The 25,163-nt window shown below is 63.4% G+C and carries 23 protein-coding genes and 2 pseudogenes; 13 read left to right on the top strand and 12 right to left on the bottom strand.

All coding sequences use genetic code 11. From position 1 onward, the window contains the following. The first annotated feature begins 60 nt into the window (after window positions 1-60). From pbpC to ACVWWD_RS25415, 10 genes and pseudogenes are all read left to right on the top strand, one after another. The gene (pbpC, locus tag ACVWWD_RS25370) at window positions 61-2,151 is read left to right on the top strand and encodes a penicillin-binding protein 1C (protein WP_457103644.1); all 2,091 of its coding nucleotides are present in this window, start codon (window positions 61-63) and stop codon (window positions 2,149-2,151) included. 18 nt (window positions 2,152-2,169) lie between these two features. Further along, entirely contained in the window at window positions 2,170-2,373 is a 204-nt protein-coding gene (locus ACVWWD_RS25375; protein WP_457103482.1) for a hypothetical protein, read from the top strand. A gap of 47 nt (window positions 2,374-2,420) precedes the next feature. Continuing rightward, window positions 2,421-2,830: pseudogene (locus tag ACVWWD_RS25380) on the top strand (M15 family metallopeptidase). Window positions 2,831-3,040: 210 nt separating this feature from the next. Continuing rightward, entirely contained in the window at window positions 3,041-4,069 is a 1,029-nt protein-coding gene (locus ACVWWD_RS25385) for a sulfate ABC transporter substrate-binding protein (RefSeq protein WP_023769585.1), read from the top strand. Window positions 4,070-4,091: 22 nt separating this feature from the next. Continuing rightward, complete coding sequence (gene cysT / locus ACVWWD_RS25390) at window positions 4,092-4,943, top strand: sulfate ABC transporter permease subunit CysT (protein WP_023769584.1); 852 nt, start codon at window positions 4,092-4,094, stop codon at window positions 4,941-4,943. Then, window positions 4,936-5,820 (top strand): sulfate ABC transporter permease subunit CysW, encoded by an 885-nt coding sequence (gene cysW, locus ACVWWD_RS25395; protein WP_023769583.1) that lies wholly within the window; start codon window positions 4,936-4,938, stop codon window positions 5,818-5,820. Before cysT ends, cysW begins: the two co-directional genes overlap by 8 nt. 12 nt (window positions 5,821-5,832) lie before the next feature. Further along, window positions 5,833-6,873, top strand: a complete 1,041-nt coding sequence (locus ACVWWD_RS25400) for a sulfate/molybdate ABC transporter ATP-binding protein (protein WP_023769582.1) — start codon at window positions 5,833-5,835, stop codon at window positions 6,871-6,873. 273 nt (window positions 6,874-7,146) lie between these two features. After that, a complete protein-coding gene (locus tag ACVWWD_RS25405) occupies window positions 7,147-8,133 on the top strand; it encodes a sulfate ABC transporter substrate-binding protein (RefSeq protein WP_352547934.1) in 987 nt (328 codons plus the stop codon). 246 nt (window positions 8,134-8,379) lie between these two features. After that, window positions 8,380-8,829: an RrF2 family transcriptional regulator gene (locus tag ACVWWD_RS25410; protein ID WP_023769580.1), complete on the top strand. Its 450-nt coding sequence runs from the start codon at window positions 8,380-8,382 to the stop codon at window positions 8,827-8,829. A gap of 10 nt (window positions 8,830-8,839) precedes the next feature. Continuing rightward, the gene (locus ACVWWD_RS25415) at window positions 8,840-9,988 is read left to right on the top strand and encodes a hypothetical protein (protein ID WP_352547937.1); all 1,149 of its coding nucleotides are present in this window, start codon (window positions 8,840-8,842) and stop codon (window positions 9,986-9,988) included. On the opposite strand, the gene ACVWWD_RS25420 is transcribed toward ACVWWD_RS25415, so the two are convergent. The 7 genes from ACVWWD_RS25420 to ACVWWD_RS25450 all read right to left on the bottom strand — a co-directional run bounded on the left by ACVWWD_RS25420 (window position 9,983) and on the right by ACVWWD_RS25450 (window position 17,949). Next, window positions 9,983-10,531 (bottom strand): gluconokinase, encoded by a 549-nt coding sequence (locus ACVWWD_RS25420; protein ID WP_352547939.1) that lies wholly within the window; start codon window positions 10,529-10,531, stop codon window positions 9,983-9,985. The genes ACVWWD_RS25415 and ACVWWD_RS25420 overlap by 6 nt on opposite strands. Window positions 10,532-10,533: 2 nt before the next feature. Continuing rightward, on the bottom strand, window positions 10,534-11,520 hold the full coding sequence (locus tag ACVWWD_RS25425; RefSeq protein ID WP_023769577.1) for an ABC transporter permease: 987 nt from the start codon (window positions 11,518-11,520) through the stop codon (window positions 10,534-10,536). Beyond that, window positions 11,517-12,497, bottom strand: coding sequence for an ABC transporter permease (locus ACVWWD_RS25430; RefSeq protein ID WP_023769576.1), 981 nt, complete (start codon window positions 12,495-12,497; stop codon window positions 11,517-11,519). Before ACVWWD_RS25430 ends, ACVWWD_RS25425 begins: the two co-directional genes overlap by 4 nt. Continuing rightward, entirely contained in the window at window positions 12,494-14,041 is a 1,548-nt protein-coding gene (locus tag ACVWWD_RS25435; protein ID WP_352547942.1) for a sugar ABC transporter ATP-binding protein, read from the bottom strand. Before ACVWWD_RS25435 ends, ACVWWD_RS25430 begins: the two co-directional genes overlap by 4 nt. 76 nt (window positions 14,042-14,117) lie before the next feature. Continuing rightward, on the bottom strand, window positions 14,118-15,245 hold the full coding sequence (locus ACVWWD_RS25440) for a sugar ABC transporter substrate-binding protein (protein ID WP_023769574.1): 1,128 nt from the start codon (window positions 15,243-15,245) through the stop codon (window positions 14,118-14,120). Window positions 15,246-15,532: 287 nt separating this feature from the next. Next, entirely contained in the window at window positions 15,533-16,561 is a 1,029-nt protein-coding gene (gene gntR / locus ACVWWD_RS25445) for an HTH-type transcriptional regulator GntR (protein ID WP_352547945.1), read from the bottom strand. A 158-nt stretch (window positions 16,562-16,719) separates the two neighbouring features. Continuing rightward, window positions 16,720-17,949: an MFS transporter gene (locus tag ACVWWD_RS25450; RefSeq protein WP_352547947.1), complete on the bottom strand. Its 1,230-nt coding sequence runs from the start codon at window positions 17,947-17,949 to the stop codon at window positions 16,720-16,722. Window positions 17,950-18,121: 172 nt separating this feature from the next. On the opposite strand from ACVWWD_RS25450, the gene ACVWWD_RS25455 reads away from it, so the two are divergent. Further along, a complete protein-coding gene (locus ACVWWD_RS25455; protein ID WP_015317112.1) occupies window positions 18,122-18,412 on the top strand; it encodes a DUF3175 domain-containing protein in 291 nt (96 codons plus the stop codon). An 86-nt stretch (window positions 18,413-18,498) separates the two neighbouring features. Here ACVWWD_RS25455 and ACVWWD_RS25460 read toward each other — a convergent pair whose 3' ends face one another. The 3 genes from ACVWWD_RS25460 to ACVWWD_RS25470 all read right to left on the bottom strand — a co-directional run bounded on the left by ACVWWD_RS25460 (window position 18,499) and on the right by ACVWWD_RS25470 (window position 20,871). Further along, entirely contained in the window at window positions 18,499-18,942 is a 444-nt protein-coding gene (locus ACVWWD_RS25460) for an SRPBCC family protein (RefSeq protein ID WP_352547950.1), read from the bottom strand. A gap of 153 nt (window positions 18,943-19,095) precedes the next feature. Then, a complete protein-coding gene (locus ACVWWD_RS25465) occupies window positions 19,096-19,872 on the bottom strand; it encodes a FadR/GntR family transcriptional regulator (protein ID WP_023782757.1) in 777 nt (258 codons plus the stop codon). 102 nt (window positions 19,873-19,974) lie between these two features. Continuing rightward, a complete protein-coding gene (locus tag ACVWWD_RS25470) occupies window positions 19,975-20,871 on the bottom strand; it encodes an NAD-dependent epimerase/dehydratase family protein (protein ID WP_352547953.1) in 897 nt (298 codons plus the stop codon). Window positions 20,872-20,991: 120 nt separating this feature from the next. Here ACVWWD_RS25470 and ACVWWD_RS25475 point away from each other — a divergent pair, with 120 nt between their 5' ends. After that, a complete protein-coding gene (locus ACVWWD_RS25475) occupies window positions 20,992-21,930 on the top strand; it encodes an NAD(P)-dependent oxidoreductase (RefSeq protein ID WP_023782759.1) in 939 nt (312 codons plus the stop codon). Between the two features lie 20 nt (window positions 21,931-21,950). On the opposite strand, the pseudogene ACVWWD_RS25480 reads toward ACVWWD_RS25475, so the two are convergent. Beyond that, a pseudogene (locus ACVWWD_RS25480) lies at window positions 21,951-22,734 on the bottom strand (FadR/GntR family transcriptional regulator). A gap of 185 nt (window positions 22,735-22,919) precedes the next feature. Further along, the gene (locus ACVWWD_RS25485; protein ID WP_023769566.1) at window positions 22,920-23,909 is read right to left on the bottom strand and encodes a sugar-binding protein; all 990 of its coding nucleotides are present in this window, start codon (window positions 23,907-23,909) and stop codon (window positions 22,920-22,922) included. 449 nt (window positions 23,910-24,358) lie between these two features. On the opposite strand from ACVWWD_RS25485, the gene ACVWWD_RS25490 reads away from it, so the two are divergent. Next, window positions 24,359-25,102 (top strand): ATP-binding cassette domain-containing protein, encoded by a 744-nt coding sequence (locus ACVWWD_RS25490; RefSeq protein ID WP_023782761.1) that lies wholly within the window; start codon window positions 24,359-24,361, stop codon window positions 25,100-25,102. The last annotated feature ends 61 nt before the right edge of the window (window positions 25,103-25,163 follow it).

Genomic DNA, 25,163 nt, shown 5'->3' on the forward strand with positions numbered 1-25,163 from the left:
CTCTTTCTCCCCGTTTCTCTACGGGGAGAAATGTCCGGCAGGACAATGAGCGGCGGCGCCATGTTCTCCAGAAAATTCCTGCGCCGCGCCGCCATAACCGCGGCTTCTTGCGGCGGCTTTCTCGCCCTCTCCACCGCCACCCTCTGGCAACTCGACCGTGCCTTCCCGCCCCCGCTTCCTGAAAGGCTCACGGTCTCCACCGAAGTCCAGGATCGCGACGGCCAGCTGTTGCGCGCCTTCGCCACGCCGGACGGCTACTGGCGGCTGGAAACCCGGCTCGACCAGGTCGACAAGCAGTTCGTCGACATGCTGGTCACCTATGAGGACAAGCGCTTCTGGGACCATGAGGGGGTCGACGTGCTGGCACTGGCGCGCGCCGCCGGCCAGTTCGCAACCAGCGGCCACATCGTCTCCGGTGGCTCGACCCTGTCGATGCAGCTTGCCCGCCTGATCGAGCCGCGCGAGAGCCGCAGCCTCGGATCCAAGATCAAGCAGATGCTGCGCGCCGTCCAGATCGAACGGCGGTTGTCGAAGCGCGAGATCCTCGAACGCTATCTCACACTGGCGCCATATGGCGGGAATTTGGAGGGCGTACGTGCCGCTTCGCTGGCCTATTTCGGCAAGGAGCCAAAGCGGCTCACCGTTTCCGAAGCCGCGCTTCTGGTGGCCCTCCCCCAATTGCCGGAAAAGCGCCGCCCTGACCGCAACCTCCAGATCGCCCACGCAGCTCGCGACCGTGTGCTCACCCGCATGGTCTCTTCAGGCCTGATCGGCGAACGCGAGGCGGCACGCGCGGCGCTTGAGGATGTGTTGAGCCTGCGCCGGCGCTTGCCGGCGCTCGCCGCGCATGCCTCTTACGCGATGCTGCCCAAGGCCGTCCCCGGCCAGCCGCTCAAACTGACGATCCGCAAAAGCGTCCAGCAAGGACTGGAACAGGTGGCCCGCGACGCCGCCACCAGGCTCGGGCCGCGTCTGTCGGTCGCCATGGTGCTGGCCGATGCCCGCACCGGCGACATTCTGGGCGAAGTCGGCTCGGCCAATTTCTTCGATTCCAGTCGTTCCGGCTGGATCGACATGACCAAGGTCGTGCGCTCGCCCGGCTCGACACTGAAGCCGTTCATCTATGGCCTCGCCTTCGAACAGGGACTGGTGGCGCAGGAGACGCTCATCGAGGACAGCCCGGTCGATTTCAGCGGCTACAGGCCGAAAAATTTCGACATGGGCTATCAGGGCGATGTCTCGATCCGCCAGGCGCTGCAATTGTCGCTCAACGTGCCGGCGATTCGGCTGCTCGACGCGGTCGGTCCGGCGCGGCTGACGGCGCGGTTCCGCCAGGCGGGCGTCAACCCGATCCTGCCGGTCAATGAGGCGCCGGGGCTGGCGATCGGCCTTGGTGGTGTCGGCGTCACGCTGCGAGACCTCGTCCAACTCTATACGGGGCTCGCCAATGGCGGCAAGACGCACTCGCTGCGCGACGGCACCGAGCCGGCCAATGCCGTGAGTTCGACCACCACCATCCTCAACGACCAGGCCAATTGGCAGATCATCGACATCCTCTCCGGAGTAAAACCGCCCGAAGGCGCCTTGCAGCGTGGCATTGCCTACAAGACCGGAACCTCCTACGGCTATCGCGATGCCTGGTCGGTGGGCTTCGATGGCCGCTATGTGCTGGGCGTCTGGGTCGGCCGGCCCGATGCCGGCGCAGTGCCGGGCCTCTCCGGCTATGTCTCGGCCGCTCCCATCCTGTTCGAAGGTTTTGTCCGCTCCGGCCTCGCCACCGTGCCGCTGCCGGGCAAACCGCCCGGTGCCTTCGCACCCAAGCGCGAGGACTTGCCTGTGACGCTTGCCCGCTTCGGCGCTGGCGCGGATGGCTTGGTGCAGGCGACGCCGACCGAACCGGCGCCGACCATCATCTTCCCGCCTGACGGCGCCCGCGTCGATCTCGCCACCAACTCGGCCGACGCGTCGCCGCTGGTGCTGAAATTGCAAGGCGGCCGCGCCCCGTTCCGCTGGCTGGCCAACGGCAAGCCCCTCATCGGCCTCGACCGCCGCCGCACCGCGACCTGGCTGCCCGACGGCGCGGGTTATTCCACGCTCACCGTGATAGATGCGGCCGGACGAGCGGCGAGTGTGAAAGTGTTCGTCCAGTGAAAGCGATCCTTGAATAGTATGCGCCAACCGATTCAGCGCATTGGCTTTTGTGCGCTGATGATTGCCGGCTTCGCCCTGCCGGCGCGTGCCGATCTCCTCCCCGCGGGTTTCGTTCGCCTCGCCGATGTCGCGCCATCTATCCGCCAGGACAACCGCTACGCCGCAACCGACAACTTTCTGCACCGCAAGGTGAATGGCTATGACGCGCCGGTCTGCATTTGACGCTGGTCGTCTTCGACTGCTACCGCCCTGCCCGCGCCGTGGCCGATATGGGCCACTGGACGGCCGCCGGTGGACCGCCGGACCCGCAATGGTATCCGACGGTCAAGCGTGGCGATCTCATCGCCAAGGGCTATGTCGGTGAACGGTCCAGCCATTCGCGCGGCTCGACCGTCGATGTTGCCATCGGGCCTGTCGACAGTACCCCCGTGCCGAAACCGGCCTGCGGCGCGATCAATGCCGACACCGTCGATTTCGGCACCGGCTTCGATTGTTTCGACCCGATGAGCGAGACCGCGCATCGCCCGCTCGGCGCCGAAGCGGCGGCAAACGAAAGCTGCTCGTCGATGCCATGCGTGCTGGCGGGTTCAAGAACCACACGCGCGAATGGTGGCACTTTGCGCTGCCCCGCGGGCCATTTCAAAAGCAGCGTTTCGATTTCCCGGTGACCGCCGAGTAACCTGCCCAACCAGCCTTGCCCGGCAACCGCGCATCCCTAGATAGGCCGGATGGCGGGCCGACTCCGGCGCGGAGCGACCCCGAGCAAAATAGTTCTCACAACAACGACATATCGCCGAAGATTTTCTTCACGAGGGCAAAAAAGGCAACATTCAATGCATCTTATTTCTACCAATTCGCTAGATTTGGCGCGGGTTCAAAGGAGGCAGAAATGACCAAACCTCATTTCCGGAAATTGCTCGGCGCACTGATGGCCGCATCTGTCCAGTTCGGCACGCTCGGTTTCGCGTTCGCCGATACCACCATTCTCAACGTGTCCTATGATCCGACGCGCGAGCTCTACAAGGCCTATGACGAGGCCTTTGCCGCGCATTGGAAAACGGAGACCGGCGAGACGGTGACCATCCAGCAGTCGCATGGCGGATCGGGTGCCCAGGCCCGCGCGGTGATCGACGGCCTCGACGCCGATGTGGTGACGCTGGCGCTCGAAGGCGACATCAACGCCATCGTCTCCAAGTCAAAGAAGATCAATCCCGACTGGCGCACCAAATTCGAAAACAATTCAGCGCCCTATACCTCGACGATCATCTTCCTTGTCCGCAAGGGCAATCCCAAGGGCATTCACGACTGGAACGACCTCGTCAAGGACGGCGTCCAGGTGATCACGCCTAACCCCAAAACCTCGGGCGGCGCACGCTGGAACTATCTCGCGGCCTGGGCCTATGCCAATGCCAACGATGGCGGCGATGAAGCCAAGACGAAGGAATTCGTCGGCAAGCTCTACGCCAATGCTCCGGTGCTCGACACCGGCGCGCGCGGCTCGACGGTGACCTTCGCGCAAAAAGGCCTGGGTGACGTGCTGATCGCCTGGGAGAACGACGCCTATCTGGCGCTCGACGAGTTTGGCGCCGACAATTTCGACATCGTTTATCCGCCGACCTCCATCCTGGCCGAGCCACCGGTGGCCGTGGTCGACGCCAATGTCGACGCCAGGGGCACGCGCAAGGTGGCCCAGGCCTATCTGAGCTATCTCTATTCCAAGGAAGGCCAGACCATCATCGCCAAGAACCATTATAGGCCGTCCAAGCCCGAATTGGTTCCCCCCGAGGATCTCGCCAAGCTGCCGCCAGTCAAGCTGATCACCATCGACGATCCGCTTTTCGGCGGCTGGAAGAAAGCGCAGCCTTATCATTTCGGCGACGGTGGTATATTCGACCAGATCTACAAGCCGGCCCAGTGAGCTAAACCTAGATCAGGACGACATGACCACAGCACCCGCGCAGGCGGGGTGGCGGTTCAGACAGCCGAGCGTCATTCCGGGTTTCGGATTGACGCTCGGCTTCTCGCTTGCCTACCTCACCCTCATCATCCTCATCCCGCTATCCGGGCTGATCTGGCGTTCGGCCGCTCTCGGCTGGGTCGATTTCTGGGCCATCGCCACCGACCGCCGCACGATCAACGCCCTTCGAATCAGCTTCGGTACGGCGTTCATCGCGGCTGTCGTCAATGTCGTCTTCGGCACGCTCGTCGCCTGGGTGCTGGTGCGCTACCGTTTTCCCGGCCGCCGCATCGTCGACGCCATGGTCGACCTGCCCTTCGCCCTGCCGACGGCTGTGGCCGGCATCGCGCTGACCACGCTCTACGCGCCGAATGGCTGGATCGGCAAATTGCTGATGCCGCTCGGCATCAAGGTCGCCTACACGCCGCTGGGCATCGTCATTGCGCTGATCTTCATCGGCCTGCCCTTCGTCGTGCGCACCGTGCAGCCGATCATGGAAGAAATCGACAAGGAAGTGGAGGAAGCCGCAGCCACGCTTGGCGCCAGCCGCTTCCAGATCATCACCCGCGTGCTCTTTCCCGGCCTGGCGCCGGCCATCATCACCGGCTTCTCGCTGGCCTTCGCGCGCGGAGTCGGAGAATACGGCTCGGTCATCTTCATTGCCGGCAACCTGCCCTACAAATCCGAGATCGCGCCGCTTTTGATCGTCATCCGGCTCGAGGAATACAATTACCCGGCGGCGACCGCGATCGCGGCGATCATGCTGGCGCTGTCGTTCCTCATGCTGTTGATCGTCAATCTGGTGCAGACATGGAGCCGCAAGCGCTATGGCTGATCCCGAGATCAAATCCTACGAACCGTTTCATGAAAGCCGCTCGGCGGCGGTGACCGAGAGCCGGCCGGCGCAGTCCGTGCTGATGGCCATCGTCTTCGTCTTTCTCGCCGTATTCCTGTTGCTGCCGCTGATCATTGTTTTCAAGGAAGCTTTCGCCAAAGGCGTTGGCACTTACTTGCAATCGCTAAGCGATGCCGACACGCGTTCGGCGATCCGCCTGACCTTGCTGGTGGCCGCGATCTCGGTCCCGCTCAACATCGTCTTCGGCATCTCGGCCGCATGGGCGATCGCCAAGTTCGAGTTCAAGGGCAAGGCCTTCCTGACCACGCTGATCGACCTGCCCTTCTCGGTCTCGCCGGTCATTTCGGGTCTGGTCTACGTGCTTCTGTTCGGTGCTCAGGGGTTGCTCGGCGAGTGGCTGAAGGCACATGGCATCCAGATCCTGTTCGCAGTACCGGGCATTGTGCTGGCCACCGTCTTCGTCACCTTCCCCTTCGTCGCGCGCGAGTTGATCCCGCTGATGCAGGAACAGGGTAATGGCGACGAGGAGGCCGCCCTTTCGCTTGGCGCCAATGGCTGGCAGGCCTTCTGGTACGTGACCTTGCCCAACGTCAAATGGGGCCTGCTCTACGGCGTGCTCCTGTGCAACGCGCGCGCCATGGGGGAGTTCGGCGCGGTTTCGGTGGTGTCGGGTCACATACGCGGCCTGACCAACACCATGCCGCTGCATGTCGAAATCCTCTACAACGAGTACAACGCCGTCGGCGCCTTCGCCGTCGCTTCCTTGCTTGCCGGGCTGGCGCTCGTCACACTGGTCTTGAAAACACTGCTCGAGATGCGCTACGGCGCCGAACTCGCCGCGACGCGCGGACATTAGAAGGTTCATTGCATGGAAGTTCGCGTTGCCAATGTGCGCAAGGAGTTCGAGCGGTTTCCGGCGCTCCACGATGTCTCGCTCGACATCAAATCGGGCGAACTGATCGCGCTGCTCGGACCGTCCGGCTCCGGCAAGACGACGCTGCTCAGGCTGATCGCCGGGCTGGAGCGCCCGACGCGTGGAAAAATCTTTTTTGGTGACGACGACGCTTCGCAGAAATCGATCCAGGAGCGCAATGTCGGCTTCGTCTTCCAGCACTACGCCCTGTTCCGCCACATGACGGTGGCCGACAATATCGGCTTCGGCCTCAAGGTGCGGCACGGGCCGACGCGGCCGCCGGCCGCCGAAATACGCCGCCGCGCCTCCGAGCTTCTCGATCTCGTCCAGCTTTCAGGGCTGGAGAAGCGCTATCCCGCGCAGCTTTCGGGCGGCCAGCGCCAGCGCGTGGCGCTCGCCCGCGCCATGGCGATCGAACCCAAGGTGCTGCTGCTCGACGAGCCGTTCGGCGCGCTCGATGCGCAGGTGCGCCGGGAACTGCGCCGCTGGCTGCGCGAAATCCATGACCGCACCGGCCACACCACCGTCTTTGTGACCCACGACCAGGAAGAGGCTTTGGAGCTTGCCGACCGCGTCGTGGTGATGAGCCAGGGCCGCATCGAGCAGGTCGGCACAGCCGATGATATCTACGACACGCCGAACTCGCCTTTCGTCTACGGCTTCATCGGTGAATCCAGCTCCCTTCCCGTCAAGGTCGAGAATGGCGAGATCTGGCTGGCCGACCGTCCGATCGGATTGTCGGCGCCGCATGCGCCCGAGGGCGACGCGATGCTCTACTTCCGGCCGCATGACGTCGAACTGCTGGACGGTTGCAGCGGCTGCATCGCCGGCACCGTGGCCGCCAGCCGCCGCGTCGCCGGCACAAGGCGCGTCGAGCTTGAAATTGGCGGCGAACGCCAGCGGGTCGAGATCGAACTGCCGGTCGATCATCCGGCGGCGCAGAAGAGCCGCGTGGCGTTCCGGCCGGGGCGCTGGAAGCTGTTCCCGGCTGCATAAAAACACGACCAATATGAATTTTGTCGCCACCCGGACCGACGGCGGTCGCCTACCGTTTCACCAGGCCTTTCAAGGACAATACCAGGATCATCGGATGAAGGGACTGGCAAGGACAGGGTTCACAGGATGACCCTATTTGAAAGAAAAAACTACGATCCGCATGCTCGGGAAACGGTTTTCTAGCAACAAGTGCCAAGCCCTGAATCTATGCCTCGCCGCCCGTCTTGGCCCCGGCTATGGTCCGGCAATAGAGCGTTGCATCCGGAGCCCTTCATGAAGCGATTTTTCCTCGGCGTTGCCGTCGCAGCCGGCCTCATCCTCGCATCCTCCCAAGCCTGGTCGGCCGACAAGCTGCTTAACGCCTCCTATGACGTCGGCCGGGAACTCTTCGCGCAGGTCAACAAGGCCTTTATCGCGAAGCATCCGGCCGTCAGCATCGACCAGTCCCATGCCGGCACTTCGGCGCAGGCGCGTGCCATCGCCGAGGGCCTTGGCGCCGATGTCGTCACCTTCAACCAGGTCACCGACGTCGACTTCGTGGTGAAGAAGGGGCTGGTCTCGGCCGACTGGCAGAAGGATTTTCCAGACAACGCCTCGCCCTTCTATTCGCTGCCTTCGTTTCTCGTCCGCGCGGGTAATCCCAAGCACATCAAGGACTGGAACGACCTCGTGCGCGACGACGTGCAGGTGATTTTCCCCAATCCGAAGACATCGGGCAATGCGCGCTACACCTATTTGGCGGCCACCGCCTACGCCAAGGAAGCCTTCAACGGCGACGACGCCAAGGTGAAGGAGTTCATCACCAAGCTGTTCAACAACGTGCCGATCTTCGACACTGGCGGGCGCGCCGCGACCACCACCTTCGTGCAGCGCGAGATCGGCGACGTGCTGATCACTTTCGAATCCGAGACGCGCGGCATCCGCAAGGAATATGGCGACGACAAATTCGAGCAGGTCACCCCTTCGGTCAGCCTTCTGGCGGAATTCCCGGTGGCGATCGTCGACAAGGTCGCCGACGAACACGGCACGCGCGACCTAGCCAAGAGCTATCTCGACTTCCTCTACACCCCCGAGGGCCAGGGCATCGCCGCCGAGAATGGGCTGCGCGCACGCGACGCAGCTGTCGCGGCCAAATACAAGGCCGATTTTCCGGATGTGCGCCTGCTGACGGTGGAAGACGTCTTCGGCGGTTGGGACAAGGTCCAAAAAGAGCATTTCGCCGCCGGCGGCCTGCTCGACCAAGCTTATGGGAGCCGGTAAGTCTCCACGCCCAACAATAAGATCAACGAAAGCCGGCCCGGGGCCGGCTTTCCTCGTTTAGGCGATAAGGCAAATCCGGGGCGCATCGTGCAAAAACTTACAAACAATCAACGCGTTTGTGTCAAACATGCCTTTCCAATGGCTTGTTTTCGCGAAACGGCAGCGTGTGAAAGCAATGCCGTCATCATTTGCACACAAACAGCCGCCAGATGCGGGGTGGTTGGGGCTTAAACGGGTTATCAGGGCATGCTGACGAAAAAAGGCAAATACGGCCTCAAGGCTCTCGTGCATCTTTCCAATCTTCCGGTCGGCCAATTGGCCTTCGTCAACGACATCGCCGTCGCCAACAACATCCCGAAGAAATTCCTCGATGCCATACTGGGCGAATTGCGCAACGCCGGCTTCGTCCAGAGCCGCAAGGGCAAGGAAGGCGGCTATCGCCTCGCCCGTCCCGCTTCCGAGATCAAGATCGGCCATGTCGTGCGCGTGCTCGACGGTCCGCTGGCGCCGATACCTTGCGCCAGCCGCACGCAGTACCAGCGCTGCGAGGATTGCGACGAAGCGACCTGCCAGGTCCGGCACATGATGCTGGAAGTGCGCCAGGCGATCGCCGAGGTGCTGGACAACCGCAGCCTCGCCGCCATGCGCGATGCCGACAACGACGATTTTCCGGTCGAGTTGACATCCCAGATCTAGAGCCGGGCGAATGAGGCTGTCGAGGTTCACGAAATCCCGAAAAGTCCCCCGTAAGCCATCGGCAGCCAGCTTTCGCACCGAGATCATCGCCGACGTCTTTGTCCCCGAATATGCCGAGGACGTGCGCTTCTTCAGCCGCAAGCAGCTTAACGCCGGCAAGCTCCGCCGCTTCTCCACCACGGATCTTCGCGAAAGCCTGGCCGCCCTCTTCTACCTCGCGGTCGCGGCGGTGCTGCCGGTGCGCTGGTGGTCGCCGATTTGCGATTGGGCGTCGAGGTTTCGCCTGAAGCGCCATATGCGCAAGGATTTCCCCGGATATGCCGCTGCAACCCGCGCGGTGCTCGGCAGCGACATCGATGCGCGCAAGCTGTTCGAGGCATTGCTCGCGGCGCGCCATCGCCGCCGCATGCAACTTGCCGCGCATCTGGTCGCCCGTCGCTGGAGGCCGGCGATCCGGCTGCAAGGGCTCGAGGACTTGCAGGCCGCTTTGCAACGCGGCCATGGCGCGATCCTCTGGTGCGATCAGTTCACCGCCCAGACAATGATTGGCAAGCGCGCCATGCACGATGCCGGCATCGAAGCGCATCAGGTCAGCGTCAACACGCATGGCGTATCCGAGACGGCATTCGGCCAGCGCTTTCTCAATCCGCCAATGGTCCATGTCGAGAACCGGTTCCTGAAAAGCCGGATCGTCTTCGACCGTGAAGACGCCTATCAGGTCACCATCCGCATTCAGAAGATGCTGAGGCAGAACGGCGTCGTGATGATGACCAACACCACCCACGCCGGCTCGACCTTCGCCGAAACCTCGCTTGGCGAAAGCGGCTGGACGCACCTTGCCTCGGCACCGGCGAATTTCGCCGCCCGCGGCAAGACCGCCCTGTTTGCGATGTCGACCTTCGAGGTCGTTCCCTTCCGGGAATATCGCGCCGTCTTGAGCCCCGAACTGGTGCCGGCGGCGCCGGCACTCCAGGCAGCGGACACAATCAGGGACGGAGCCAAGAACATGGCCCTGCAGGCATGCTACATGCTGCTCAAACGCGACCGCCTGCTGCAGGCGCTGAAAGAGTATCCCGAGCAGATGATGTCCTGGTCGCGCCACGAGCGGTTGACGGAAGCCCAGGGCGGCATCGGCATCAGCGCTGAAGAAGGCTCATGACCGGCGTACCAAGCGCATTGCCTGGCCAACGAGTTCGTCGACCGGCCGCGTCGCGTCAAGCGTCAATGCCCGCTCATCTTGCCCCGGCGGCTCGAGGATGGCGAACTGGCTGTCGACCAGGCTTGCCGGCATGAAATGGCCCTTGCGGTTGCCAACGCGCCGCCGCGCGGTGGCGGGATCGATCTCCAGATAGAGGAAGACGATATCAGGGCAAAAACCGCGCAGGCGCTCGCGATAACCGCGCTTCAGCGCCGAGCAGGCGGCGACCACACCATGCCCCTTGGCGATCGTGGCCCGGATCTGCTCGCCGATCGCATCGAGCCAGCCTTCGCGCAGTTGATCGGTGAGCGGCTCGCCGCGTGCCATACGGGCGACGTTTTCGGGCGGATGCAGCCTGTCGCCCTCGATGAAGACGGCATCCAGCGCGGTGGCCAGCGCGATGCCGACGGCTGACTTGCCGCAGCCGGCGACCCCCATCACCACGATGGCCGGAGGCGCCAAACCTGAAGCGCCTGTCGACGCCTGCGCTGCGTTTTCGTCCACCGTCAGCGGCTCGCCGGCGCTCGGCCATAAAGAAGGAGCATGGTGACGATGACGACGCCATAGATGATCTGCCGTCCCGCCTCCGGCATCTGCATGACCGACAGGATGGATTGCAGCAGCGTGATCAGGATGACGCCGGCAACGGTGCCGAGATAGGAGCCGCGCCCGCCCAGGATCGAGGTGCCGCCCAGCACCACGGCCGCGATCGACGGCAGCAGATAGGCATCGCCCATCGACTGCGCCGCCTTGGAGGCATAGCCGGCCAGCAGCACGCCGCCGAAGGCGGAGAGCCCTCCGGAGACGGCGAAGGCGATCATCACCACGCGTCTCGTGTCGATGCCCGAGAGATAGGCGGCGCGCTCGCGGTTGCCGATACCATAGACCGCGCGGCCGAAGCCGGTGCGCGTCAGCACGAACACCATCGCAATCCCTATAAGCGCCCAGATGATGACGGCGTTGGGAACGCCCGGAATGGTGAAGCCGGTGGCCAGGTAGCGCATGGCGCCGGTCGCCGAGTCCTGTGGCGAGAAGCCGCCGGTGTAGACCACCATCAGCCCTTGCGCGACGGCATTGGTGGCGAGCGTGATGATCATCGAGGGAATGCGCAAATAGGCCACGCCGATGCCGTTGACGACGCCGATCAGCACGCCGCAGAAGATGCCGAAAGGGATCGCCAGCACCACCCCGGCCGGACCGTAGGCGGCCGCCGCGCAGGCCATCATCGCGCCCGCCGCCACCGACCACGGCACCGACAGGTCGATCTGGCCGAGCAGGATGACCAGCATCATGCCGGTGGCGATGACGCCGAGGAACGAGGCCACCTTGAGCTGCTGCAGGAGATATTCAGGCGACAGGAAGCTGCGTGAATAGAGACTGCCGACCAACAGCAGCACCACGATGCAGGCAAAGGCGGTCAGCACCGCCGGATCGGCGCGGCGGATGAATTTCGGCATGCGGCCGGCAATGCCACCCAAGGTCGTCTCGCTCACAGGAACCACTCCAGCCGGTTGCGGACCCGAAACAGGGCGAAGGCGCCGAGGCTGACGGCGACCAGCAGGATAACGCCCTGGAACAACGGCTGCCAGAGCGGATCGAAGTCGAACACGAACAACAGGTCGCCGATGGTGCGGAAGGCAAGGGCGCCGAAGATGGCGCCGATGGCGCTGCCCTTGCCACCAAACAGCGACACACCGCCCAGCACGACAGCCGCGATCGAGAACAACGTGTATGCATTGCCGCTGGCATAGGCGGCCTCCCCGGTATAGGTGAAAAATGTCAGGAACAGCCCGCCGATCGCGGCCAGCAACCCCGCCAGCGTGTAAGCGCAGAACTTGCCGCGCCTTATCGGCACGCCCGACATGTAGGCCGCTGTTTCCGACGAGCCGGCCGCGTAGGCGGCACGGCCGAGTACCGAGCGGCTGAACGGCACCCAGATCAACAGCACGACCGCCAGCAGCACGATCAGGCTTGCGGGCACCAGATCGAACAAACGTCCTGTCATAGCATCGGCCAGATCCTCGTTGACCGAGCCGCCCGGAAAGGGCCGCAGCAAAAGGCCGATGCCGTAGTAGACCGCGCCGGTAGCGATGGTCGCGACGATCGGCTGCAGCCTTCCATAAATGACGATGGCGCCGTTGACGGCGCCGCACAGAAGGCCCGCCACAAGCACGGCGATGACGCCGAGCGTGGTCTGCATCGGCGTGCCCACCACCAGCCAGGAGGCCAGGCAGTTGGTGAGCAGGAAGATCATGCCCACGGACAGGTCGATGCCGGAGGTGATGACGACCAGCGTCTGCGCCATGGCGACGAAGGCAAGCAGCACGCCCTTGTTCGCCGCCGTCTGCACGACATTGGCGGTAAAGCCTGCCGGATGGTTCGAGGTATAGATGACGAACATAACGATGAAGATGCCGAGCGCCAGCAACGTTCCGCGCTGCTCGGCCAGCCAGTAGCGCCAATCTTTCACACGCTTGCTCCCAGGCCCACCGGGCTCTCCTCGCCATGGATGTTGAGCGCGCTCGCTATCAGCGCCCGCTCGGTGATCTCGCCGCCGACCAGCTCTCGCTTGACGGCGCCGTCATAGAGCACCAGGACCCGGTCGCAGCAGCCGATCAGCTCGTCATAGTCGGTCGAATAGAACAGGATCGCCGCGCCCGCATCCGCCAGCTTGCGCATCAGCTGATAGATCTCCTGCTTGGTGCCGACGTCGATGCCGCGCGTCGGGTCGTTGAGCAGGATGATGCGCGGCTGGCGCATCAGCCATTTGGCGATCACCACCTTCTGCTGGTTGCCGCCCGACAGCGCGCCGACCGGAATGTCGAGGCCCGCGGTCTTGATCGCCAGCAGGCCGACCATGTCGTCGATCAGCCGCTGTTCGGCGGCACGGTCGATGATGCTGCCTTTCGACAGCCGGTCGAGCGCGGCGAAGGACAGGTTCTCGCGCACCGTCATCGGCAGCATCAGTCCTTCGGTCTTGCGGTCCTCCGGGATGAGGGCCATGCCGATGCCATCCTCGCGGGCCGCTGCCGGGCTGGTGATCGTCACCGGCCTGCCGTCGATCAGCACCTCGCCGGAGAGGCCGCGGAGCACACCGAAGAACGCGAGCAGCAATTCGCGCTGGCCCTGGCCGTCCAGCCCGCCGAGGCCGACCACCTCGCCTGCCCTGACTGTCAGCGAGATATCGTGCAGCCGGTCGGCCCAGGACAGCTTGCGCGCCTCGAGCCGGGGGGCGGCACCGGCGGGTGCCGCTGCTGGCTTGGGCGGAAAAATATGGCTGTATTCACGGCCGATCATCAGCTCGACCACCTCGTTGTCGCTCTTCGAGCCGGCCTCGTAGCTGGCGACATTGCGGCCATTGCGGAACACGGTGCAATGGTCGGCCAGTTCGGCGATCTCATTCATGCGGTGCGAGATGTAGAGCAGCGCCAGCCCTTCCGAGCGCAGTCGTTTCAAGACGCCGAAGATCTTCGCGACATCCGCCGCCGTCAGCGCCGAAGTCGCTTCGTCGAGGATGAGGATGCGCGGTTTCCTGGCCAGCGCCTTGGCGATCTCCACCATCTGGCGCCGTGACAGGGGCAGATCCTTGACCAGTGCCAGCGGATGGATGTCGGCGGCGCCCGCGCGCGCCAGCGCGTCCTCGGCGATGCGCCGCTGCGCCTTGCGGTCGATCATGCCGAAGCGTTTGGGCGGATCGGAGATGACGATGTTGTCCGCGACGCTGAGTTCGGGGATCAGCGACAGTTCCTGGAAGATGCAGACGATCCCGGCCTTGTTCGCCGCACCCGGTGACGCGAAGGTCACCTCGCGTCCGTCCAGCGTCATGTGGCCCTCGTCGGGCGCCACGACACCGGCCATGACCTTGATCAGGGTCGATTTGCCAGCCCCGTTTTCACCGAGAATGGCGTGGATGCTGCCGGCCCCGACCGTCAGTTCGGCCTTTTCCAGCGCCCGCACGCCGCCATAGCGCTTGGAAATGCCTTCCATGCGAAAGAGTGGAGCCGCACCGTCCATCAACCCTCCCGAGGCGATTGTGGGATTGCAGTCTGGCGCCGCCTGATCAGCCGCGGCGCCAGACGATAGCCAGCGACTACTGGTTTTCCTTGGTCTGCCCCATGATTTCCTGGGCGCTGAAATTGATGCCGCAGGTCGGGAAGGAATTGCCGACGAAGAAATTGTCGGACTGGTCGGGGAAGAAATCCTGGCCTGCCTTGAAGTTCGGATCCTCGACAATGGCCAGCGGCAGCTTCACCGATTGCGGCACGACATTGCCTTCGAGGGCCGCGATTGCCGTCTTGATTGCCACGGCCACCTGGGCGGGGCCGGTGCCGGCGGAAGAGCACTTCAAGCCGTCGCCGGCATGCGCGGCGCAGAACTTGCGAAAGCCGTTCTCCGTCTCGCCGCCGAACGGAACGAATGGATGCTTGGCATCCATCATCGCCTGCACGATGCCGGTGTCGCCGCCTTGCCCGGTGATACCGTCGAAGGGTCCGTTGGTGGCAATCGCGTCCGCCGTAGCTTTCTGGGCGACGCCATCGTCCCATTTGCCGACCACCTCGGTGACTTCCCATTTCTTGCCCGAGCCGTCGAGAACCTCGTGGATGCCGGCATGGCGGTCCGTATCGACGGAGGTGCCGGCGACGCCGCGCACTTCGAGCACCTTTCCGCCGTTCGGAACATGTGAGACCAACCACTTGCCCCACAATGCGCCAAGGCCCTTCTGGTCCACATTGACGTTGATGGCATCCTTGGTGTCGAGGATGTTGTCGAAGGCGACCAGCACGACCCCCGCTTCCCTGGCGCGCTTGATGACCGGCCCGAAGGCGGTCGGATTCTGCGCGTTGACGACAATGGCGTCAAAGCCGGAATCAATGAAATTGTTGATCGCGGAGATCTGCGCCGGGACGTCCTCGCCGGTCGACACAACCTTGAATTCCTTCAGTTTCTTGGCGACATCCGGCTGTGCCGCGTACGCCTTGGCGGTCTGCACCATCTGGATACGCCAAGTGTTGGCGATATAGCCGTTGGCGAGCGCAACGCGATATGGGCCGGCCTTTTTGGGGAACTTGAAGAATTGCGTATCGGCTGCCCATGGGGCGAAGCAGTCCGGCTCGGCTGCTGGTCCCTTGACGACTTCTGGGCCTGCGGCCATCGCCGCTGAGCTCAACATGACGAATGCAGTGGCGGCAACGATGCCACCCACGAGTGACTTGATCATCGATATTCCTCCCAGTTGCAGTTCTGACTTTCTTTGTTTAGCTGCGGTACAATGACGTGTTGACCCAAGCACCTCCCGCCGTAGTCCCACGCACGTCACGTGGCCAGCGCCAACCTGCTCCTCCTTTTCGCTTCCTTAAGCGGGAGCAAAAGTATCATATTATCAATAATAAACAAGGAAATTCTGTCGCTTATGTATAATAAACAACGCGCTGACGCCACGCGGTTTCGAATGGTAGCGCTACCAAGAATGCCTGTAAAGGCTGATTCAGCAGGTTCTAAAATGTTTCAGCGCGCCGTGCTCTCGCGGCGCTTCAGCTCGAAGCCAAGGTCGACGACGCGCTGCCGCGGCCTGTCACCTGATATCGCCGCAAGCGCCATGGCCACCGCACGCCTGCCGATTTCGTAGCGATGCGTGCGGATGCTGGTGATCGAAGGAAACGCCACTTGCATCATGTCGAGATCGTTGAAGCCGACAATGCCAATGGTCTTGGGCACGTCGATGGAAGCGCGATGGCATTCGAACAGCACGCCGAGCGCGATGTCGTCATTGTTGCAGAACACGCCGTCGAGCGTTGGCATCTTGGCAAGGGCATCGCGGAACAGTTCTCGACCAAGCGGCACGCTGGACAGCACCGGCGTTGTGGTGATCAGGCGCGGGTCCGAGAGGCCGGCGTTCTCCATCGCCACCCGGTAACCAGCCAGGCGCCGCTGCGAGCGGGGGTCCATGCGTGCACCGATGAAGCCGATCCGGCGATACCCCGCCTCGATCAGGTGCTCGGTCGCCGTCCGACCGCCATCGAGATGCGAGAAACCGACCATCATGTCCACCGGATCAGGCCCGGTCTCCATCACCTGCACCACCGGGCAACCGGCATTCTCCAGGAGTTTTCGCGAAGCGGTCGTCTGGTCGATGCCGGCAACGATGAGCGCGGCCGGGCGTTGCGAACCGAACAACTGCAGCAGCCGCTCTTCCTCCAGTCCGGAATAGTGCGTATTGCCGAGCTGGATGCGGAACGGGCTGTCCGACAGGCTGTCATAAATGCCGCGCACCACCTCGGCGAAGACGTTATTGGTCAGCGAAGGCACCAGCACACCGAACACTTCGGCGCGCGCCGAGGCCAGTGCGCGCGCATTGGGGTCCGGCACATAGCCGAGTTCGTCGACGGCGGCCTGGATCTGGCGGCGCAGCTCCTCGGAAACGCGCGCCGGGTCGCGCAGCGCGCGTGAAACGGTGATGGCGCCGACGCCGGCCTTGCGTGCCACATCCGACAGGGTTGGGCGGCCACCGCCCCGGCGCGAACGCGGCTTGATCACGATCTTGGCCCATGCGCATGGCCATCGAAGCGCGCCCGCAATGCGATCTTTCCAGCTGTCGCCATCTCACCGGCCTGTTGCCGCACCCTCCGCCTTGGAGTCGCGCAGTGACTGCCCGTTGTCAAGCCGGGCCACCGAATGGCCGTGCTTGGCTTTCCTCAGGCGGCTACGGCAGCCCTGTCCCTTGCCTTCCACATGAACAGTCCGATCGCGAGTATGTTCAAGAGGTTCCAGGCAATCCCGTTCAGGAACGCGGCGGCATAGGAGCCGGTCAGGTCGTAGATCCAGCCCGACATCCAGCCGCCGATCGCCATGCCGAAAATCGTCGCCATCATGACGATGCCGATGCGCTGACCGGCTTCCTTGGCGGGCAGGTATTCGCGCACGATGATCGCATAGCAAGGGACGATGCCGCCTTGCGACAGGCCGAAGACCAGCGACACGGCATAGAGCGAGGCGAGCCCGTCGAACGGGATGTAGAACAGCAGTGACAGGCATTGCAGCACGGAGCCGATAAGCAAGGTTTTGACACCGCCGATGCGGTCGGCGACAAAGCCCGAAGCGAGCCGGCTGACGACGCCCGCGGCCATCATGATCGACAGCATGTCGGCGCCATGCGCCATGCCGTAGCCAAGATCCATGCAATAGGCGACGATATGCACTTGCGGCATCGACATCGCCACGCAGCAGCCCAGTCCCGCGACGACCAGCAGCATCTGCATCGCGGCTGGAGACATTGGCATAGGCTGCACAGACCGGCTTCCGGCCGAGCCGGCGGCTGCCGCTTCCGGAGCGCCGCGGCGCAGCAAAAGCACCAGCGGCACCATGGTGACCAGGCAGAAGACCCCGATGGCGGCATAGGTGAAGCGCCAGCCTTCCGCTTTGATCAGCGTCGGCATGAAGGTCGGCCAGATCGCTCCGGCGAGGTAATTGCCGGCCGCGGCCGCGGTGACGGCGACGCCGCGCCGGCGATTGAACCAATGCGATATATCGGCGATCAGCGGCCCGAAGATCACCGATGTACCGAGACCGATCAGCACGCCCTGGGCAAGGGTGAATTGCAGGATCGAGGTCGACAGAGCCGCGAGCAGAAGGCCGGCGGAGAGCGCGATCGAGGAAAACAGCGCCGGAATCCAGTAACCCATGCGGTCGATGGCGCGGCCGACCATCACATTGCCGGCGGCGAAGCCCACCATGGTCGCGGTGTAAGGCATGGATGCCGCGGCGCGTTCGACGCCGAACTCGGCCTGTACCGCCGGCAGCACCACGACAACGGCCCACATGCCGACCGCGCCGATCGTCGCCAGCAGCATCGAGATAGCAAGGCGCATCCAGGCGTAGGAACTGTCGATACCGGGGCTCGGCCGGCTCAAGTCGGCTCGTGACAAAGGCGTTTCCTGTCGGCGGCCTCAACCGCTGCTGTTTTGGCCACTATCGACGCATTCTCGGCGCACAGCAGCACCACAGAGGGCAAATCCGTGGTTCCAGGGAGGTACGAGTGCGGGAACCGACGCCAGCATCTGGAGTTTCCGATCAGCAACCCCGCAAAGGAGTCCAGCCATGACCGCCACCAAGCAGAAATGGTCGGCCGAGGTGACCGAGCACAGCGATGCCATGGATCTCGAGGACCACGTGTTCGAATCCGACGATGCCAAGAAGATCGCCGCCTCGCTCAAGCGTTCGGCCGAACACAGCCACCGCCGCAAGGCCGAGCCCTTCCAGTCCGCGATGTCGATGCTGAATTTTTACATCAACAGGGCCGGAAAAAACCTGCCCGCGGCACGCAAGAAGATCCTCGAGGACGCCAAGGACGAATTGCGCGCGGCATTCGGGCGGCCAAAAGAGGATTAGGCCCTCGCCGCCAATGGCTCCTGTTCCTCACCATCGAAAACGAGGTGAGGAACCCGTTTCTTACCGCTACCCAGACGGTCGGCGCCCTATTGTCTGATCTCGGGTTCGACAAGCTTGGCCAGGTTGCGCAGCGACTCTTGCCAGCCGAGATAGCAGGCTTCGGCGGGAATGGCGTCTGGAATGCCGGCTTGTGTGATGTTCACTTCGGTGCCTACGGACACTTTCTTCAACGTCACGGTCACCTGGATCTCGCCGGGCAGGTTGGGATCGTCGAACCTGTCGGTGTAGCGCAGGAGTTCGCCCGCGACGAGCTCGACATACTCACCGCCAAACGAATGGCTGTCGCCAGTGGTGAAGTTGCGGAACGACATCTTGAAGGTACCGCCGACCTTGCCTTCGAAGTGATGAACCGTGCAGGTGAAGCCGTTCGGCGGAAGCCATTTGGCAAGAGCGTCGGCCTCGAGGAACGCGCGGTAGACCTTCTCCGGGCTGGTGGTCAGAACGCGATGCAAACGTGCGGTGCTGGGCATGTCGATACTCCTTCGTGGTCTCTGTTCGATGCCCCAAGGACGGACACAACACAGCCGGTCCGACATAGGCTTTAGAATTTTTTGCGGTGCTCCCCGAATTGCTTCGAGCTCGAAGGCGCAAACACCCCCGCCGAACGGCCGTGTCGCGGAAATCTATCGCGAACGGATGACGTTGTCGGTATTGGCCAGCAGCTTGCGCACGGCATTGCGCGCCGCGTCCGGCCGCTGGAGGCGGATATTTTTTTCGATTGCCTCGTGCATCTTCTGGGCGAGCTGCAAATCGTCGAGTTCACGGGTCGTGTAGGCAAACAGGTGGTCGAAGGCGGATTCGATCAGCACGCCGAGCGGCACCAGCAGATCATTGCCCGAGGCACGCAGGATGGCGAGGTGAAAGCGGGTGTCGGCGCGGGTCCGCTCCTGCAAGCTTTTCGCCTCGCCCATCTCACGGCAGGCCTGGCTGATCTCGGCCATCTGCTCGTCGGTCCGCCGCATGGCGGCGAAGGCGGTCGCTTCCGGCTCGATGATGTGGCGGAATTCCTGCACCGTCTTCAGGAACACCTCGCGGTCGGGCGACGTCGCGTACCAGGCGAGCACGTCGCGGTCGAGCAGGTTCCAGCGCTCCTTCGGCTCGACCCAGCTGCCGATCTTGGGGCGCGATGCGAGCAGGCTCTTGGCCATCAGCATCTTGATCGCCTCGCGCACCGCCGAGCGGCTGACGCTGAAGGTCTCCGACCATTTGGCCTCATTGGGCAGGATGGTGCCGGGCGGATAGTCGCCGCGCACGATCCTGAGGCCAATCTCGCCGGCCAGTGATGTGTGCACGCTGGAGCCCGGAATACGTGCCGCGTCGGCTCGCCGAACACCGGCCGGACGATCGGCGGCTACAGCCTTTTTCGGCGATTTTTCCTTGTTCGGCTTCGCGTCCCGCATGGGTTCCAGAAAGGCCGGTTTAGGGGAGCTGTCAAGCGCGGTGCGGGCGTGGGGCCCCGAAGCCGGCCCTCTATGCACAACCCAGCCGTGATTCGAGCTCGCTCAGGCGGTCTTGACGTATTTGCGCCAGCTGTGCTCCGGGCGGAAGCCGAGCATGTCGCGCGCCTTGCGGTTCGACAGCAGCGTCTCATACTCACCGAGTTCGCCGTTGACCGGCACGTCGGGATAGAACCGCTTCAGGAGTTCGGCGGTCGGCAGATCGGACGAGGTGTCGTCATTGGCGGCATTGAACACCTGGTAGCCCAGCCCATCCTTCTCGACGGCGCGCAGCGTGATCTGGCCAAGGTCGCGCGCGTCGATGTAACTCCAGGCGATGCGCTTGCGAAAACCAGGATCGGCGAACCATTTCGGAAACAGCGAATACTCATGCGGCTCGATGACGTTGCCGATGCGCAAGGCATAGATATCCGTGCCGTTGCGCTGCGCGAAAGCGCGCGCGGTCTTCTCGTTGACGATCTTTGAGAGCGCATAGCTATCCATCGCGTCGACGTCATAGTCCTCGTCGAGCGGGAAATGCGTGGGGTCGCGCGGCTCGTTGGCGAATACCAGGCCGTAGGTCGTCTCGCTGGAAGCGATGATCACCTTGCGAATACCGAGCTTCACCGCCGCCTCGATGACGTTGTAGGTGCCCATTGCATTGATGCGGAACACCTCGTTGTCCGGCGTGATCATGATGCGTGGGATGGCAGCGAAATGCACCACGGCGTCCACTGGCTGCGGGCGTAGCGAGGGGTCGAATTCGTGCAGCCCCATATAGCTCGACAGCGCGTTGAACACCTGGCCGCTGTCGGTGATGTCGGTGATCAGCGTGCGCACCTTGGGATTGTCGAGCGGCTTGGTGTCGATGTTGAGCACCTGGCAACCCTGCTCCAACAGATATTGCACGACGTGGCGTCCAGCCTTGCCGCTGCCGCCGGTGAACATGATCCGCTTCGTCATTTCTGGTCTCCACGAAAGTCCTGGGATTTACGTGTATTGTCAGACAATATTGCTTTCTGCAACCGTCTATGGCTAAAACAGCGGCGACATTATCGATAATCACGGAACAGGACAGACAGCATGAGCACGAGCGCTACCGGTGAGAAGATCGGCTTTGTCGGCCTTGGCCTGATGGGGCACGGCATCGCCAAGAACATTGTCGACAAGGGATATTCCCTGACCTTCCTCGGCCGCAAGAACCGCAAACCGGCGGAGGATCTTCTCGGCCGAGGGGCTCGCGAGGCATCGACTTCCCGCGATGTGGCGGCGGCATCCGATATCGTCTTCATCTGCGTCACCGGCTCGCGCGAGGTGGAGGCTATCATTCGCGGTCCCGATGGCCTCAAGGAGGGCTTGAAGAAGGGGGCGGTCGTCGTCGACTGCTCGACATCGGATCCGGTCTCGACCGTGGCACTTGCCGCGGAACTCAAGGCGCTCGGCGTCGACTATGTCGACGCGCCGCTCAGCCGCACGCCGAAGGAAGCCTGGGAAGGCACGCTCGACGCCATGGTTGGCGCGCCCGACGCCGTCTTTGCCAGGGTCAAGCCGGTGATCGACACCTGGGCCGGCCGCATCGTGCATATCGGCGATACCGGAGACGGCCACCGCATGAAGCTGCTCAACAATTTCATCTCGCTTGGCTACGCCGCACTCTATTCCGAGGCCTTGGCACTGGCGGAGAAGGTCGGCATCTCGCCGCCGCGTTTCGACAGCGTCATTCGCAACGGCCGCATGGATTGCGGCTTCTACCAGACCTTCATGCGCTGGACGCTGGAAGGCGACCGCGACGCCCACAAATTCACCATAGCCAATGCCTTCAAGGATTTGACCTATCTGGAATCGATGGCGGGCGCGGCGGGCATCGCCAATCCGCTCGGCAACGCCACCAAGAATTCCTTCGCCGGCGCTCACGCAACCGGCCCGGCCGAGCAGTTCGTGCCGATGCTGGCCACGCACATCGCCAAGGTCAATGGCATCGACCTGATGCCGACGAAGGATGGAAAGAAGCAGACGATCTGAGACCCGGACGGCGGCTGGCCTCAGCGCCGGCCCCTTCCGATCCCCTCATCCGTGTCGGCAAGCAGCTTGTGCACGGCGTTGCGCGCCGCGGCTGGCCGCTGCAGGCGGATGCTTTTCTCGATCGCCTCGTGCAGTTTCTGTGCCCGCCGCTGATCGCCGACCTGGCGCGTGGTGAAGACGAAGAGATGGTCGAGCGCCGATTCGATCAACACGCCGAGCGGCACCAGAAGGTCGTTGCCCGACGCCCGCAGGATGGCGAGGTGGAAGCGCGTGTCGGCACGGATGCGCTCGGGCAGGTTGGCCGCCTCGCCCATCTCGCGGCAGGCCAGGCTGATCTCGGCCATCTGCTCGTCGCTGCGCCGCATGGCGGCAAAGGCGGATGCTTCCGGTTCGATGATGTGGCGGAACTCCTGCACGGTGCGAAGGAACGCTTCGCGATCCGGCGCGGTCGCGTACCAGGCCAGCACGTCGCGGTCGAGCAGGTTCCAGCGCTCCTTCGGCTCGACCCAACTGCCGATCTTTGGCCGCGAAGCCAAAAGGCTCTTGGCCATCAGCATCTTGATCGCCTCGCGCACCGCCGAACGGCTGACATTGAAGGTTTCGGCCCATTTGGCCTCATTGGGCAGGATGCTGCCAGGCGGATAGTCGCCGCGCACGATCCTGAGGCCAATCTCGCTGGCGAGCGAGGCATGGACGCTGGACCCCGGGAAAGTGCGCCGCATCCGCCCTACGCATGGCTGCTGGGTCATGGCTGGCTTGCGCCTTGGCCCGGCCGGCTTTTTTCTTTGCCTTCTCGTCCGGCATTCACGTTCCAATAGGTCGGCCGCCAGTCACCCGGATTGATCCGAACCCGCGTGGCGCACCGATCCCGTTGCCGAAAATCCAAACCACTGACGCGTCAAAGCCGGAGCCCGATGCCCCAACCAAGGCGTCCTGTTGAAGAGTGGAGGAAACGGGACGCTCGTTGGCGAGCGCCCCGAAATCGCGGCCTACTTCTGGATGCAGGTGTCGACGGTGTCCTTGGTGCATTCGTCGAGACCGGTAAAGACCGGATCGTCAACCTTCTTGCCTTCGACCAGGTCGATCATCACCGATGGTGCCTTGTAGCCCATTTCGAAGGGCCGCTGGCCGACCAGCGCGGTGACAAGGCCGTCCCTGGCGATCGCCACCTCGTCGCCGATCGTGTCGGCGGCGCCGATGACGAAGTCGTTCTTGGCCAGCCGGTCCTTGAGCGGGCCGATCAGGTCGCGGTAGGGCTGCGGCGCGCCGAACAGCGGCCACCCGCCCATGATGCCGAACGCGTCGAGCTTGGGGTTGGCGGCGAGGATGTCGGTCATCGCCTGAACGCCCTTGGCTCCGTCGTCATTGGTGAACACCGGGCAGCCGGCGACTTCCGTCCAGCCGCCTTCGCCGGCAAGTGCCGTGAGGCCTTCCTTGCCGGTCAGCGCGTCGCGCATGCCTTGCGCGCGGCGCAGGATGTTGTCGGCCGCCGGATTGCCCTCGATGGTGCAGATCGTGCCACCATTCGGCTTGGCCTTCTTGATGTACTCGCCGATCTTCTTGCCCATCAGGTAGTTGTCGGTGCCAAGATAGGTCTTGCGCAGTGCCGCGTCTCCCTTGGCGAGGTCGGCGTCGACGGTCATGATCGGGATCGACGGATTGGCGCTCTTGATCGTCTGTGCGATCAGCGGCGCGTTGGACGGCGAGATCGCCATCGCAACCGTGTCGGCCTTGCTAAGCATATCCTGCACGATCTGCGCCTCGCCGGCCTCGTCGGAAGTCGATGCCGGGCCGGTGTAGAAGCATTCATATTCCGAGCTGGCGTTTTCCTTGTTCCATTTCTCGCAGCCCTGGTGGATGGCTTCGAAGAATGGATTGTCGAGACCTTTCACCACGATGACGAGCTGCTTCTTGGCCAAAGCCGGCCCGGCGCCCAACGCCATGGCGGCGACGGCGGCGAGCAATACTGTTTTCCTCATGTCAGTCCTCCCTTTGCAACCAGACGGACACGGCGTGCCCGCCACACAAACCAGCCAGGATGCGAGATGACTGAGACGCGTGCGCCCATTCAATCCGGCCAGGCCGATAAGCATTTTCAGATGCGACCCTCCCAGCGACGACGCTGCACGATCGCCAAAACCTTCTTGCCGTTGGCGCCGCCGATGGCGTCGTCAAAGCCGGCATGTCTTCCTCCGACGCTCAACTAATAACGGCTTGCCGCCAACGTCAATGCTATTTGTCCTACAAAACGGATTTTTCAAAATCTGCACGGCACTATTCGTCTGACAATTGCCTGTTCGACAATTGACGCCCGCGATACCATTCGCGTAAATGACCGCATCGCTGCCCCCGGGAGGAGCTGGGGAAAGCCAATGGAAGCTGTCGCCTGTCCGCGTGAGGATGGGTCAGGCATGGGAGGCAAAGACTGGTGGCGGTTCTCGAACTCACCAACATCTCGAAGCATTTCGGCGCCATCCAGGCGGTCAACGACGTGTCGCTGTCGATCGAGCCCGGAGAGGTCGTCGGCCTGATGGGCGACAACGGCGCCGGCAAGTCGACGCTGGTCAAGATGATCGCCGGCAATTTCCGCCCGAGCCATGGCACCATGCGCATGGACGACAAGGAACTCATCCTGCACAAGCCGGTCGAGGCGCGCCAGCACGGCATCGAGATCGTCCACCAGGACCTGGCGCTCTGCAACAATCTGACGGCGGCGGCCAATGTCTATCTCGGCCGTGAACTGCGTCGTGGCGTCGGCCCGTTCCGTATCCTCGACTATGCGGCGATGTACAAGCGCGCCGGCCATATCTTCGCCGAGCTGAAATCCGAGACGCGCCCGCGCGATCTCGTCAAGCAGATGTCGGGCGGACAGCGCCAGGCCGTGGCGATCGCCCGCACCATGCTGTCGCAGGCCAAGATCGTGCTGATGGACGAGCCGACGGCGGCGATCTCGGTGCGGCAGGTCGCCGAAGTGCTCAACCTCATCCGCAACTTGCGTAAACAGGGCATCGCCGTGGTGCTGATCAGCCACCGCATGCCCGACGTCTTCGACGTCGCGGACCGCGTCATCGTGATGCGGCGCGGCAGGAAGGTCGCCGACAAGGCGATCGCGTCGAGCTCGCCCGAGGAAGTCACCGGGTTGATCACCGGCGCCATCGAGCAGGCGGCGTGAGAGCGATAAAACCGGTTTTCATTGCGCTGGCGCGTTTCGCTGCCGGCAGGAAAGGTCGATA

The sequence above is a fragment of the Mesorhizobium sp. URHB0026 genome (assembly GCF_054059755.1).